We start from the raw sequence: 14,531 nt of genomic DNA on the forward strand, positions 1-14,531 counted from the left end.
TAATGAAAAAATGTTTTAATGGATTAACAACGGTGAACGTTGAATTGACCAGCAGATGCAATAAAGAATGCTGGATGTGCGGACGTCGAAAGGTCGATAAGGATTATCCGGAAATCGCCATGAATTACGGCGATATGGATTTTGTGCTTGTTGAAAAAATTGCCGCTCAGTTACCGGAGAATATTGTTGTGCAACTACATAATAATGGTGAGCCGCTGCTGTATCCACGGTTTAAAGAAGCCGCACAGCTTTTTGCTCGGCAGATCACCAATTTTGATACAAATGGAAAGCTTTTAGTTGAAAAGGCCGATGAGATCATTGATGTGGTAGATACGATGGCCATTTCTGTTTTTGAAAATGACGAGGAAGCGGATGAACAGTATGAAATCATCGAAAAGTTCTTAAAAATAAAAGGCGAGAGGAAACCGTATGCCATCTTGAGAATTAACGGAGATGTTGATGTCAAACGGTATGAAAAATTCGGGCTTGTGATGGCGTCGCGTGTTCTACATGCCCCTATGGGAAGCTTTAATTATAAAAAGGCCGAGCCCACGGTGCCTGAGGTGGGTATCTGCCTGGATTTTTTAAACCATATGGCGATTGATCGGAATGGGGAGGTCTCGATCTGTGTGCGGTTTGATCCCAAACGGCTGGGAGTGATCGGGGATGCAAATAAACAAAGTTTGTTTGATATCTGGAACGGCGAACAACGGATGAAGTGGCTTGAATTGCACAAGAAAGGTAAAAGGAAGGATATTCCGTTGTGTTCGTATTGTCATTTTTGGGGTGTGCCCACAGGCAGAGGAAACGCGGTTCATAATGTTAAAGAAAAGGTTGATGATTCAGATGTTGTTAATAAACAAAGGGCTGAGTAGTGCAGTCTGTTTAAAGATGTGTTGAGGAATGCAAGTTGAAAAAGGAAAAGGAGAGTTATATGTGGGAAAAAGAAAAAATTTTTATTATTGCGGAGATCGGCATCAATCATAACGGGGACCTGTCTATAGCAAAAAAACTTATTGATATGGCAAAAGAATGCGGTTGCGATGCAGTAAAATTTCAAAAGCGTACGATTGATATTGTCTATACAAAAGAATTGCTGGATTCTCCTAGAGAAAGTCCCTGGGGAAACACTCAAAGAGAGCAGAAAGAAGGATTGGAGTTCGGAAAAGAAGAATATGATGAAATAGACAGGTATTGTAAAGAAAAAGGCATTATCTGGTTTGCTTCAGCATGGGATCTTGAAAGCCAGAAATTCTTAAAGCAGTATGATTTAAAATACAATAAAGTCGCGTCGGCGATGTTGACGCACTATGACTTGTTAGAGATGATCGCGCAGGAGAAAAAACACACGTTCATTTCTTGCGGGATGAGTGATTGGGGGATGATCGATAAAGCCTTGGAGGTCTTTGAGAAGAAGGGTTGTGTGTATACATTGCTTCATTGCGTTTCTACTTATCCTTCGGATGATGAGGAATGCAATTTAAACGCAATAAAAACGCTGAAAAAGAAATATGGATGTGAGGTAGGATATAGCGGGCACGAGCGAGGGGTTTTACCCTCTATTTTGGCTGTTGCCGCTGGCGCTGTGGTTCTCGAGAGGCACGTTACTCTCGATAGGACTATGTATGGCAGTGATCAGGCGGCATCACTTGAACATAGGGGTTTAGAGCTTCTTGTAAGAGATGCACGTAGGGTTAAGGATATTTTAGGTGATGGAAATAAGGCTGTTTCTGAGAAGGAAGCATCAATCGCGAAAAAGTTACGATATTATGAGGAATGATCCACATTGGATTAAGGCTACAAAACAGGCGACTAGAGGTGTTCGGGAGAAATCTCTGCTGATTACCTCGTTGCTGACGATTTGGGCGTTATATTCTCTAAATTTTTATTTTATATCAGCTAAATCACGTTTTGATAAAACTCAGTCTCAAGCGACAATTATAGTTATTGTCTTTTTTTTCTTTGTATTTGCTGGCTTTTTGATAACTAAGAAAGTCTTTATGAAAAAGAAGAAATATACGGTTGCTGAAAGCGAAATTTTTTCAGTGAACATAGCTTGGGGTTTTATTTTAATTTTTACTCTCTTGGCCTTGGCCGGACTGTCTTTTCATTTTTATGATAAAATTTTCAATCTTGAAGTTGATTATTCTAAGAGCATTGCCTATGCTCGCCACGCATGGATAAGTGCGTCTGTCGCGAGAAAACAAGCAGGAATATTGTCGTGGTCAAGTGCTCTTGGTCACGTATTGTGTAATTTTTACTTTATTCCTATTTTTTTACTTTTATTTTCTTGGGAACAGTTGATTTCTAAGGCTAAATATGTGTTGTTGTTTTTGAATGTTTTTATCATGTTAATATATGCATCAACCATGGGATCGCGGACGATTCCCTTCTTTTTTTTATGTTTCTTTTTTGGCTTGATTTTGCTAAAGTGTAAAACTTGTCCAGGTAAAAAAATAAGAAGCTATGTCTTTCTATGCTTAGTTGTTGTATTGCTGGTGACTTCTTATAATTTCTATATTTTTAAGTTGAGAGTAAATGCGTTTGGAAAAAAGAACGTAAAATATTATTCCGAGTCGTTTTACGCATTTTTAGGAGGAGAAAAGAAGAAGATTGAAAAGGTCGAGAAGGTTGAGAATATTTTTGTAAAGATATATTATTATTATGAGCTGACAAGTATTTATATCATTCACAATCATTGGACTTTCGCAAAAGTTTTAGAGATGGAAGATTATAGGAAAGAAATGATGTTTCGATATTTATGGTTTCCGTTAGAGCGAATAGGCATTAAGGTTCCTTTTAATCAGACTCCCTCTAGAACTCCGGGCAAGTTTTTATCTTTGCCGGGTAGCGCTTATGTCACGTATGGGAAGAGAGGGATGTTTATTTTTGCGTTTATTTTAGGATGTTTTATTGGGTTGGCTGAAATTTTAGTTAATATTAAAAAGCAGAGTTTGGGCGCGGCGTTTTTTTATGTTTTAGTAGGAATATTTGTTTTCTCATCTTTCTTAACTTCAGCTGGAAGCTTATTACCCTTTCCTTTTTTTTGTTGTGCGTTTTTTATTTTTTTGATTTCGTATAAAACATTTACAAAGCTTAAAGGGAGAAGATATGCCTAAGAAGATAGCTTTATTAGTCATGCGGATTCCTGAGGCAGAATTTTACATAAAAATGTGTCCTTTTTTTGATAGAGTGGGCATACAGGCCGAATTTATTTCATGTCACCAGGCAGCTTCAAAAGTAATTAGAAAAAAAGGGTATATATGCCACGATATATTTGAAATTCAAGCGCCAGGGGGTTTTTCTGAATCAGAAGTTTTATTGACAGAAAAGAAGTTTGGAATACCGAATATCAGGGAGGTTTATTTTCGAGAGTCTGTGCAATTTAATATTAAGGATGAAAAGTTTTTATTGGAGAAAACATTAAGATATTTAAGAGTTATGGATCAAATCTTAAATGAATCTTCTTTTGATCTGGTCGCGCAAGAAACAGCAGATTTTATTGCCCCTTTGACTTTGTATTATGCTTCAAAAAAGAATAATATTGAGCATTTGTTTATTGAACCATCGATGCTCAAAGGAAAAATTGTTTTTTCTAAAAATACATTATTTGCTGATATTTGCGATGAGAGTTTATCATCAAGAATTGAGCAAGAACAGCTTGATGAAGCGACTTGTCTTATAAACGAATATATTGAAAGCAAAGATATAAGGATGCCTGAAAAAGATAAGGTGTTTTTTTTAAAAAGGGGCTGGAGAGATTTATTTTCAGCTCAGAAAATAAAAAGTTTATTTAGAAAACTGAATCATAAATATTTCACAAAAGAAAAAGAAGAATACGGTGCTATCTTTAATCGTTGCATGATGATTTTAGAAAGAGCTTTTACTTTAAGAAAAATGAAAAAACTATATACAAGTAAGGTTCCGGATTGTAATTACATATATTTTCCATTTCATGTCCCTTTTGACCTACAGCTTACAACTAGATGTAATGAATTTTTTGACCAAATAGGATTGGTTGAATATATTTCTCGAAAGTTACCTTATGGATGGGTTTTGGTTGTCAAAGAGCACCCTGCATCTGTTGGCATGTATCCTTTTAAAAGGATACGGGATACACTTAAAGCGAACCCCAGTATATGCCTTTTAAATCCATCTATTAATTCATTTGATATCATAAAGGATTCGAGGGCGGTGATTGCGGTTAATTCGAAAGCTGGGGTGGAGGCTGTTTTGCAAGGTAAACCCGTAATTGTGGTTGGAAAGACTTTTTATCGCGGGAAGGGAATTACGCTAGATGTTGATAGTTTAAATAAATTGTCAGAAGCAATTCATAAAGTGAGAAACGGGTGGGCGCCAGAATACAATAAAGTCTTGAAATTTTTAGCGCAGGTTTTTTTATGGTCAAAAGATGGAGAATTGTTTGGATTTTCTGAAGATAGTCCTAGAAAAACAGCAAAGTCTTTAATCGAGCAAATAGGAACTGTTTAAATAATTTATAATTGTAATGTCATTTTACTGAAAATTAAGAATGAGATTTCTTGAATATGAATCAAGAATTTGCAGTATCCATTATCACTCCGACCTTTAATTCTGATAGATTTCTAGCTGATGCGATTAAGTCTGTTCAAAAGCAAGTGTTTAATAATTGGGAAATGATTATTGTTGACGATTGTTCAAGTGACAAAACAACAGAGATTGCTGAAAGCTTTGCAAAGAATGACAAACGAATTCGTTTATTTAAGAATCTTCACAATAGCGGCCCTGCTGGGACGCGCAATAAAGCATTATTAGAGGCTAGGCATCGTTTTGTTGCCTTTTTAGATAGTGATGATATGTGGTTGCCTGCTAAGCTCGATAGACAGGTTTCTTTTATGTTAAGGAAAAATAGTGCTTTTTCTTTTACTGAATATAGAAGAATTTCTGTTTTAGGAAATAAGCAGGGAAGAATTATTCGAATTCCAAAGCTTGTTAGATATGATGATTTGCTTAAGAATACTGTAATTGCAACATCTTCTGTAGTAATAGATAAAACTAGAGTTGGGGATTTTTTTATGAAAGAAACATATTATGATGATTTTGTTCTTTGGCTTGATATTTTAAAGAGGGGGTTTTTAGCTCATGGATTAAAAGAAGATCTGATGCGGTATCGAGTTGTTGGCGGATCTATCTCCAGAAACAAGGTTGCTTCAGCAAAATATGTTTGGAGTACATATCGAGAAGATGAAGGATTAAGCGTGATATATTCAACGTGGTGTTTTATTAACTATGCTTTGAATGCATTTTTAAAATATATAATTTTTTAAGATATTGGAAAAAGACAAGAGCTTGATGTGGAATAATAAATAATGGATAGGTGATGACTGTTCCAAAAAAAATATTGGTTACTGGCGCTAGCGGATTTATTGGTCGCAATTTGTGTGCTTCTTTGAGAGCGAGAGGCTATTTTGTCCGAGTCGCTATTCGAAATAATATGCACGATGTTTTTGGTGCTGATGAATATATTGAAATTAGTGATGTTGGTCTTGAAGCTGATTGGGCTCAAGCATTAATCGGAATTGATGTGGTTATTCATTTGGCAGCGCGTGTTCATGTTGTTAAAGAATCAGCTGCTGATTCGCTTGAAGTTTTTCGAAAAGTGAATGTGTTGGGCACAAAACGATTGGCAGAGCAGTCAGTAAAGGCAGGGGTGAAACGATTCTTTTTTATGAGTTCAATTGGTGTTAATGGAGAAGTTGATTCGGGAAAGCCTTTTGCGGAACAAGATACTCCTTGTCCGGTTAGTGCCTATGCAATCTCAAAATGGGAGGCTGAGCAGATTCTCTGCGAAGTTGTAAGGGGTACTGGTATGGAAATTGTGATTTTTCGTCCAACTCTGGTCTATGGACCCAGCGCTCCGGGTAATTTTGCACGATTAATGCGCTTGGTTAAGCTGAAAGCTCCTCTGCCATTTGGAGGCTTTAAGAATTTACGGAGTTTTCTTTATGTTGGTAATTTAGTGGATGCGATTATTACTTGCATGACTCATCCAAGAGCTGTAGGTGAAACTTTTTTGTTAAGTGATGGTGAGGATGTGTCCACGCCGGATTTAATACAGATGATTGCAGTTTCAATGAACAAGAAGGTAGTTTTGTTTCCTTTTCCTCAGAGTGTATTAAAAACATTGTGTAAAATTATTGGTAAAGATAAAGAGTTGGAGAAATTAACAGGAAATCTCACTGTTGATTGTAGCAAGATTCGTAATTTATTAGGATGGAAGCCTCCGTTTACGATGGAAGAGGGAATAAGGGAAAGTATTTAGTATGTGGTATTTGGTATGTAGGATAATAGCGTATAGCGGATAGCGGATGTCATGCGGATATCCCCGCGTCGCTTTAGAAGTGCTCCTTGGGATAAATTCGCGCTTTAGTTTACATCCCTGAAGGTCACGTAAACTATGCGCTCATTCAGAGTGAAGTGTGAATAGTGAAGCGAAAAAGTATTTAGTATTTGGAGTGTAGGATAGCGTATAGCGTATAGCGTATAGCGGAGAGCGGATGTCATGCGGATATCCCCGCGTCGCTTTAGAAGTGCTCCTTGGGATAAATTCGCGCTTTAGTTTACATCCCTGAAGGTCACGTAAACTATGCGCTCATTCAGAGTGAAGTGTGAAGAGTGAAGCGGGAAAAGTATATAGTATGTAGCATGTAGTATATGGTATGTAGGATAGCGTATAGCGCATAGCGTAGAGCAAGTACTTGGTTTTAAATTTGTATAGTTTAGCCTTGTATTATAGCCAATATTAGTATATTATATCCTTGTATATTAGCCATATATAGAAAGGATTTTTTTATGAAAAGAGACCTAGAAAGAGATTTGTTCGATTGGAAAGAGCGTAAAGACAGGCTTCCTTTATTATTACGAGGGGCACGGCAAGTAGGCAAAAGTTACATTGTGGAAGAGTTTGGAAAAAAGGCATTTAAAAATGTCGTTATCGTTAATTTCGAATTTAAACCTGAACTCAAACAATGTTTTACCACGCTTGATCCTATTGAGATTATTAACAAGCTACAGCTTCTTACGGGTGAACGCATTGAAGCCGAGAAAACATTGCTCTTTCTTGATGAGATTCAGGAATGCTCTAACGCGATTATGGCCTTGCGGTATTTCAAAGAAAAGCATGGCAGACTTGCTGTTATTGGAGCAGGTTCATTGATGGAATTTGCTCTAAACAACTCGAATTTTCGGATGCCGGTAGGCAGGATTCAGTTTATCTTTCTTGAGCCATTATCGTTCGGTGAGTTTTTAACGGCGTCAGGAAATGAGCCTTTGCGTCAATATTTGTCGGAAATACGATTGGATCGCACCCTTGATGACGCGATCCATCAGAAGCTGATGGATTTGTTGCGGATATATCTCATCGTGGGAGGTATGCCAGCTGTGGTTAAAGAGTACCTTGAAAATAAAAACTTTTTAAATTGCCAGCGCATTCAAAATTCTTTGCTTCAAACATATCGCAGTGATTTTGGGAAATACGCGAAATTTTCTGAATTTAAATATTTGCAAAAGGTGCTAGATGAAGCTCCGAGACTCGTCGGCAATCGCATCAAGTATTCCAACATTGATCCGGACAGCAAATCAAGGGACGTTAAGCGGGCGCTCAACCTTTTAAAGTTAGCGGGCATTATTTATCCTGTCTATGCTACGGCGGCTTCGGGTCTTCCTTTAGGAGCGCAAGCGAATGAAATGAAATTTAAACTGAACTTTCTTGATATAGGCCTGATGCAGAATGCCTGCGGTTTGCAAACCGAACTTACATTAACGAATAATTTCTTTCAGATCAATGCTGGTGCTGTGGCTGAGCAGTTTATTGGCCAAGAATTACGGGCTCATGGCGACAGTTATTTAGAGCGCGGTCTTTTTTTCTGGGCGCGTGATAAAAAGAGTAGCTCGGCTGAGGTTGATTACGTCGTGGCGGTTGATTCTCTGATATTGCCGGTGGAGGTTAAGGCAGGCAAAACCGGTACGCTTAAATCTTTAAAATTGTTTATCGAGGAAAAAAAATCGTTGTTTGGCTTGCGTTTTTCGCAGGAGAAATTGTCTTTGCATGATAAAGTGTTAACACTGCCGCTATATGCGGTAGAGCAGATGAAAAGATTGGCTCGGGAAGTGGGGGACGCGGGAAGTGAAAAGTGAAGCGGGTTAAAGGATAAGGGGTAAAGTCCTAAGTCTGAGGTCGGAAAAAGACAAAGGACGTGAGACGTGAAGCGGGAAAAGTATTTAGCATATAGTATTTGGTATATAGTATGTAGCATGTAGTATATGGTATGTAGATTTGTGTATGAATTCATCTGAGATTAATAGTTACCTATCGGTAATTTTATCTTGCTTTTTTAATTTTATATGCTATATTATTACCGAGAGGGAATACTATGATTGAGCTTATAAAAAATACAAAACAATTAGGTCAGGTTATTCGCAAGAGACGCAAAGAGTTGAAGCTAACTCAGAAAGAAGTAAGCGATCTCTGTAACACTGGTAATCGCTTTATTTCCGAGCTTGAAAATGGTAAGCCAACTGTTCAGCTTGAGAAAGTATTAAAAATTATCAATGCTCTTGGTTTAGAAGTTCAAATTGTGCATAAAGGGTTTGAGACATGGAAAAGTTAAACGTTTTCTTTCAAGAGAATATAGTTGGCTTTCTTAAAGTTGATGATAATCAAATTTGGGAGTTTCAATATTCGCCACAATGGCTGTCATTTAAGAATAGATTTCCCATATCTATTTCTCTCCCATTACAAGAAAACAGGTTTTCTCACAAGCTTTCTTTAAGCTTTTTTTCAAACCTTCTTCCTGAGGGCGATGTTCGCGCTCAAGTTGCTAATTATTTTAATATATCACAAGATAATTCTTATGCGCTGCTAAAGGCTATCGGAGGGGATTGTGCTGGAGCTTTGATTATTTTGCCTGACGGAGAATCTTTAGATTTACATAATGATTATCGTGTCATTTCTTTAGACGAAATGGATGATATGATTCAGAATCTTAATACCAAGCCTATTTTGGTTGCTGATGGCCATGTCCGATTATCTCTTGCTGGTGCGCAACAGAAGATTCCTGTTTTTTATAAAGATGAGAAAATAATGCTTCCGTTAAGGAATAGTATCAGTACGCATATTTTAAAGCCTATTAATTTGCGATTTCCGGGCTTAATTGAAAATGAATTTTTTTGTATGAAATTGGCAAAAAGTATTGGGCTTGATGTTCCTGAAGCATGTTTATTAAATATTAAAAATATCAATGCCCTTTTAATTGATCGCTATGACAGGGTTTTTATTAATGGGAAATGGAGTAGGTTACATCAAGAAGATTTTTGTCAGGCATTAGGAATAGCTTCGTATAATAAGTATCAATCAGAGGGAGGCCCTGGAATTAAAGAATGTGTTTCTTTAGGAAAAGAGTTCTCTGGCAATTCAATATCTGATGTAAAACGTTTGATCAATTGGATTTGTTTTAATAGTATTATCGGCAATGCGGATGCTCATGCTAAGAATATTTCTTTTTTGTATGATGCCAAAGGAATTAAAATAGCACCTTTCTATGATTTAGTTAGCACGATATTTTATTCGGGACTATCTAAAAGCTTAGCTATGAAAATTGGCGGGGCAAAGAAAATTGACAATATTTATAATAAGAATTGGGTGTCATTAGCTGAATCAATTGATCTTAAGGCGGATTTAGTTTTGCGGTTAAAGAATGAAATGATTGATATGGTTTTGAGAGAAGGAAATAAATTAAAGAAAGAGTTCGCAGGCGTATCGACAATTAACGATATTTACAAATTAATTGAAAAGAATACCTTAAGGTTAGCCAGGGAGTAACGAGGATGTTGAGAGGGTGAAAGATTTTTGACAAAATGAGTGAAAAGTATGCAGTATTTTGTATATAGTATATAGCATATAGTATTTGGTATATAGATTAAAGGATTTATAGAGATAAAGAAATTCTTATGACAAAAACTCTTTCTAGTCATTTTTATCAGACAATTTTAAAGAAAATTAAAGATGAGATTGTTCGCGGAAGAAAAACAATTGAAGAATCTTATCGACGAGAAGTGCTAAAGACGCATTGGAATATTGGGCAAATCTTAGAGCAGCCATTTGTGGGTGAGCTTGGATGTAATTCTGAGCGTGCAAGTATGGTTTCAAAGCTTGCGAAGGATTTAAATCGCCCAAGAAGTTTTTTTTATGATTTATCGAAGTTTTACCGTTTTTATTCGTCTATCCCAAAGACATCTTTGTCGTGGAGTCACTATTCTAATCTGATTCGCGTTGAAGATGAAAAAGAGCGCAAAAAGCTTGAAGATAAGGCGATCAAAGAATCGCTGTCAGCGCTAAAACTTTATCAGTTAATTTTTTCAGAAAAAATCGAGAAGAAAAAGAAAGAGGAAAATAAACAGCTTGAGATTTTGGCAAAGCCGGGAATTTTGCCATGTATTCGAGGCAAGCTTTATCGATATCGATGCTTGTTTCGTAAAGGTATCCCTTGTGCTAAAGCTCAAGCGTTGGTGGATATGGGATTTGGCTTTTTGCGTACTATCAATATTCCTGATTGGAAAAGCAATGGAAGCCCAACGCCGATTCGTTCTTATAAAAATAAAAAAGGTTATTTTGTTCGTCGTGCGACAAAACATCCAGAATATCTTTATACATACCAGGCAACTGTAACGCGCGTGATTGACGGGGATACGATTATTTTAAACATTGATCTTGGTTTTGATTCATGGATTGAGCAAAAATTACGTTTGCGAGGCATTGACACGCCTGAGATTTCATCGGTTTCAGGAATAGCGGCCAAAGAGTATGTTAAGAAAATTTGTGCAAAAGTTGATTTTGTTATTTGCAAAACATACAAAGAAGATAAGTATGGTCGATATTTGGCGGATATTCTTTACCACTTGAATGAAAAGGACCCAGAGCTTGTTGCTGAAAAAGGGACATATCTTAATCAAGAACTTATTGATCAAGGGTATGCGGTTATTTATTGAAATAGAGTGCATAGTGTGTAGTATATAGTATGTGGTATTTGGTATGCATAATAAGAATACCCTATAGGGTGTAGTAGTAGGATATTTATACCTCTTAGGGTTCATGATAGTAAATAATTTATTGATATTATACCCGAAAGGTGATATATTATTAATATGATAAGATTAAATGTTTCTGATAAATACATGGCTAATATGGTTTTCCAAATAAAAGAATTGCGTAAGAAAATTGGCTTAACTCAAGTGGAATTTGCTAAGAGGGCTGGAGTTGGTTTGCGTTTTTTAAGGGAGCTTGAGCAAGGGAAAGCCACTGTGAGAATGGATAAGCTTGTGCGTGTTCTGGATTTTTTGGGATATCATTTGGAATTAAGGAAGAATGAGGCGAAATGAATATCATGAGAAAAGCGGAAGTTTTTTATAATGACGAATTGGCAGGATACTTGTCAGAGGCTACAAGTGGGTATATCTTTCAATATGATTTTGAATTCTTAAAGAAAAACATCCCGATTGCAGTGTCTTTACCTCCTCGCGCAGAGCCGTATCAGTCTAAAGAATTGTTTCCATTTTTTAAGGGACTTTTACCTGAAGGATGGTATTTAGATATTGTTAGCGCAACGCAAAAAATTGACAGCAAAGATTATTTTGGGTTGCTGATTGGCACGGCTAGCGCAGACACAGCTGGCAGTGTTACTATTCAGAAAGTTGATACGGGCCATGAATAAAAAGATCTTAAAAGAGATGTTTCATTGTTCAAAATGGCCGAGCATAGACTTTGGCTTGGCAGATGTGCCGCAACAGGCACAAAAGTTAGCGGGAAAATTTTCTATTTCTGGTGTTCAGCCAAAGCTATCTGTTAAGTTGGATAAAAAACAAAATATGCTCATTGTCGTGGATGCGGGAGGAGAATATATTCTAAAACCGCAACAAACTTTTTTGCGTATTCCAGAGAATGAACAATGTTGCATGGATATTGCACAAGAATTGGGTATTGAAGTTCCGCCTCATTGCCTTCTTTCTTTAAAGGACAAAAGTCTTGCCTATGTAATCAAAAGATTTGATCGGGATAAAAGGGTTAAAATTCAGCAGGAAGATTTTGTTCAGATCATCGGGGTCAATGATAAATACAAAGGATCGGTAGAGCAAATTGGCCGAAAATTGAAAGAGATATCTTCAGCGCCAGGATATGATGTTCAGCTTTTTTTTGATCGGGTTGTGCTTAACTTTATTGTCGGTAATGGTGATGCGCATTTGAAGAATTACGCCATATTACATAAAGAAGGAGGCATTCGGTTAGCTCCAGCTTACGATATCGTGTGTTCAAAATTGGTAATTCTTAACGAGGATGAGTCCGCGATAAACATTAATGGCAAGAAAAATCATTTATTAAGAAAAGATTTTGATTGTTTAGCTGAATATTTTAATGTGCCGATTAAGGTGCGTTACGAACGATTTGAAAAGAAGTTTAATCTGATGAGAGAGATTGTTCTGACGTCTCAAATGAATGATGCAGATCAGGCAAGATTTCTTGATATTATCAAAGAAAGGCTGGATCGGCTAAAGATAGTACAATAATTTGTTTTTTGTTATGCTTTTATGTGTTTTTAGAAGGGGTGAGGGAGCGGTAATATAGAAAAGTATTTAGTATGTAGTATTTAGTATGCGGTATGTAGTATTTAGTATTTGACGTTGCCATTGACAACTCCAAAAATATGTGTAGAATGGAATTATGTATTCCAGATTAATTCACTTCCCCAAAGATAAAAGTTTTTTCTTATTTGGTCCACGAGGCACAGGCAAGACTACGTGGGTCAAAGCTGCTTTTCCTAAAGCCATTTATGTGGATTTATTGGAGGCGGAGCTTTTTAATAGTCTTCTGGCTAATCCGCAACGCTTAGAAAATTTAATATCTGAAGGTTTTAAGGATTGGATTATCATCGATGAAGTTCAAAGAGTTCCCGAGTTGTTAAACGAAGTTCACCGTCTGATAGAAAAGCATAAATATAAATTTATTTTAACCGGTTCAAATGCAAGAAAGATAAAAAAAGAGGGGCAAAATTTACTGGCTGGTCGTGCCCTTACTTGTTATATGCATCCGTTTACTGTTTCGGAATTAGATAAAGATTTTGATTTAGGCTTTTCGCTGGCCCATGGACATTTGCCTAGTGTTTATACGGAAAAGAACCCCAAGGCCTATCTTGCAAGCTATGTCAAGACTTATCTCGAAGAGGAAATACGGCAGGAGGGCTTAACTAGAAATTTGGCAGGATTTGCCCGCTTTCTCGAAGCTGCAAGTTTTTCGCAAGGCTCGATTCTTAATATTTCATCTGTTGCCAGAGAGTGTTTTGTCGAGCGCAAGGTTGTGGAAAACTACTTTTCAATATTAGAAGATATGCTTATGGCGTACAGGGTTCCTGTTTTTGTCAAGAAATCAAAGAGACGCATGGTGAGTCATCCTAAATTCTATTTCTTTGACGCGGGAGTTTATCGCACCTTGAGGCCTGCGGGCCCCTTGGATATGCCTGAAGAGATAGAAGGGGTCAGCCTTGAGACGCTTCTTTTTCAAGAACTCAACGCTGTCAATACGGATTATGGGCTAGGTTATAAAATATATTATTGGAGAACGGCGGATAATTCGGAAGTAGATTTTGTACTGTATGGAGATAAAGGGATCCGGGCTTTTGAAATTAAACGGACGAAACGGATTTCGGGAGGCATGTTGAAAGGATTGAAGTCTTTTCTTGTGGATTATCCCATGTCAAACGCATATTTTTTGTATGGCGGCAGCCGCGAAATGAGGGACGGCAAAATTTCGATTCTTCCTATAGAAGATGCATTAAGACGCCTACCTGAAATCTTGTCTTAGGTATTCTTGATAATCTAGGGGCATAATAATTAATTATGAGAAGCATGATAAAGCGTATTTTTGATATTATTTTGTCCCTATTTTTAATCATTCTTTTAAGCATTCCGATGTTGATCATTGCTTTATGGATTAAATTAAGCTCTAAGGGTTCTGTCATCTTTTGGACAGATCGTGTTGGGATTAATAACGCTATTTTTAAGATGGCAAAATTTCGGACAATGAAAGTTGGTACGCCTCAGGTTGCTACGCATTTGATGAAAAATCCTGACCAGCATTTGATTCCTTGTGGGAAATTCTTACGTAAATATAGTCTCGATGAATTACCACAATTATTCAATGTTTTAAAAGGGGACATGAGTTTTGTTGGTCCAAGGCCAGCATTGTTTAATCAAGATGATTTGGTGGCAATGCGCACAGAGAAGGGAATCTCTGCCCTTGTTCCTGGCGTAACAGGATGGGCGCAGGTTAACGGGAGAGACGAGCTTCCGATTCCTGTGAAGGTTTCTTTTGATGAGTATTATTTAAAGAATCGTTCTTTTTTGTTTGATCTTCGTATTATTTTTTTAACGGCTTTGAAAGTTATTAAAAGAGAAGGTGTGTCTCATTAGTAAATATGGTTAATTAGTTGCCAAAATAATTCTCT

Annotated in this window: 15 protein-coding genes; all 15 read left to right on the forward strand. The window is 37.0% G+C overall.

Annotation, left to right across the window (positions count from 1 at the left end; genetic code table 11):
• The first annotated feature begins 2 nt into the window (after positions 1-2).
• The 15 genes from PHY73_05905 (at position 3) to PHY73_05975 (ending at position 14,496) form a co-directional block, all read left to right on the forward strand.
• Positions 3-875, forward strand: a complete 873-nt coding sequence (locus PHY73_05905; GenBank protein ID MDD3375239.1) for an SPASM domain-containing protein — start codon at positions 3-5, stop codon at positions 873-875.
• A 59-nt stretch (positions 876-934) separates the two neighbouring features.
• Entirely contained in the window at positions 935-1,780 is an 846-nt protein-coding gene (locus PHY73_05910) for an N-acetylneuraminate synthase family protein (GenBank protein MDD3375240.1), read from the forward strand.
• Positions 1,781-2,000: 220 nt separating this feature from the next.
• Positions 2,001-3,119 carry a hypothetical protein gene (locus PHY73_05915; GenBank protein ID MDD3375241.1) on the forward strand — a complete coding sequence of 373 codons (1,119 nt, stop codon included), beginning with the start codon at positions 2,001-2,003 and terminating at the stop codon, positions 3,117-3,119.
• On the forward strand, positions 3,112-4,491 hold the full coding sequence (locus tag PHY73_05920) for a hypothetical protein (protein MDD3375242.1): 1,380 nt from the start codon (positions 3,112-3,114) through the stop codon (positions 4,489-4,491). The genes PHY73_05915 and PHY73_05920 overlap by 8 nt, the downstream gene beginning before the upstream one ends.
• A gap of 56 nt (positions 4,492-4,547) precedes the next feature.
• Positions 4,548-5,306, forward strand: coding sequence for a glycosyltransferase family 2 protein (locus PHY73_05925; GenBank protein ID MDD3375243.1), 759 nt, complete (start codon positions 4,548-4,550; stop codon positions 5,304-5,306).
• 53 nt (positions 5,307-5,359) lie between these two features.
• Positions 5,360-6,301 carry an SDR family oxidoreductase gene (locus PHY73_05930; GenBank protein ID MDD3375244.1) on the forward strand — a complete coding sequence of 314 codons (942 nt, stop codon included), beginning with the start codon at positions 5,360-5,362 and terminating at the stop codon, positions 6,299-6,301.
• Between the two features lie 530 nt (positions 6,302-6,831).
• Positions 6,832-8,175 (forward strand): AAA family ATPase, encoded by a 1,344-nt coding sequence (locus tag PHY73_05935; protein MDD3375245.1) that lies wholly within the window; start codon positions 6,832-6,834, stop codon positions 8,173-8,175.
• 236 nt (positions 8,176-8,411) lie between these two features.
• Positions 8,412-8,648: a helix-turn-helix transcriptional regulator gene (locus PHY73_05940; protein MDD3375246.1), complete on the forward strand. Its 237-nt coding sequence runs from the start codon at positions 8,412-8,414 to the stop codon at positions 8,646-8,648.
• Entirely contained in the window at positions 8,636-9,859 is a 1,224-nt protein-coding gene (locus PHY73_05945) for a type II toxin-antitoxin system HipA family toxin (GenBank protein ID MDD3375247.1), read from the forward strand. Before PHY73_05940 ends, PHY73_05945 begins: the two co-directional genes overlap by 13 nt.
• Before the next feature lie 128 nt (positions 9,860-9,987).
• Positions 9,988-11,025 carry a thermonuclease family protein gene (locus PHY73_05950; GenBank protein ID MDD3375248.1) on the forward strand — a complete coding sequence of 346 codons (1,038 nt, stop codon included), beginning with the start codon at positions 9,988-9,990 and terminating at the stop codon, positions 11,023-11,025.
• 186 nt (positions 11,026-11,211) lie between these two features.
• Positions 11,212-11,415, forward strand: coding sequence for a type II toxin-antitoxin system Y4mF family antitoxin (locus PHY73_05955; GenBank protein ID MDD3375249.1), 204 nt, complete (start codon positions 11,212-11,214; stop codon positions 11,413-11,415).
• Complete coding sequence (locus PHY73_05960; GenBank protein ID MDD3375250.1) at positions 11,412-11,747, forward strand: HipA N-terminal domain-containing protein; 336 nt, start codon at positions 11,412-11,414, stop codon at positions 11,745-11,747. The genes PHY73_05955 and PHY73_05960 overlap by 4 nt, the downstream gene beginning before the upstream one ends.
• The gene (locus PHY73_05965) at positions 11,740-12,597 is read left to right on the forward strand and encodes a HipA domain-containing protein (GenBank protein ID MDD3375251.1); all 858 of its coding nucleotides are present in this window, start codon (positions 11,740-11,742) and stop codon (positions 12,595-12,597) included. The genes PHY73_05960 and PHY73_05965 overlap by 8 nt, the downstream gene beginning before the upstream one ends.
• 154 nt (positions 12,598-12,751) lie before the next feature.
• A complete protein-coding gene (locus PHY73_05970; GenBank protein ID MDD3375252.1) occupies positions 12,752-13,888 on the forward strand; it encodes an ATP-binding protein in 1,137 nt (378 codons plus the stop codon).
• Positions 13,889-13,935: 47 nt separating this feature from the next.
• Positions 13,936-14,496 carry a sugar transferase gene (locus PHY73_05975; protein ID MDD3375253.1) on the forward strand — a complete coding sequence of 187 codons (561 nt, stop codon included), beginning with the start codon at positions 13,936-13,938 and terminating at the stop codon, positions 14,494-14,496.
• The last annotated feature ends 35 nt before the right edge of the window (positions 14,497-14,531 follow it).

The organism is Candidatus Omnitrophota bacterium, from assembly GCA_028693815.1.
Classification (GTDB): domain Bacteria; phylum Omnitrophota; class Gorgyraeia; order Zapsychrales; family Aceulaceae; genus Aceula.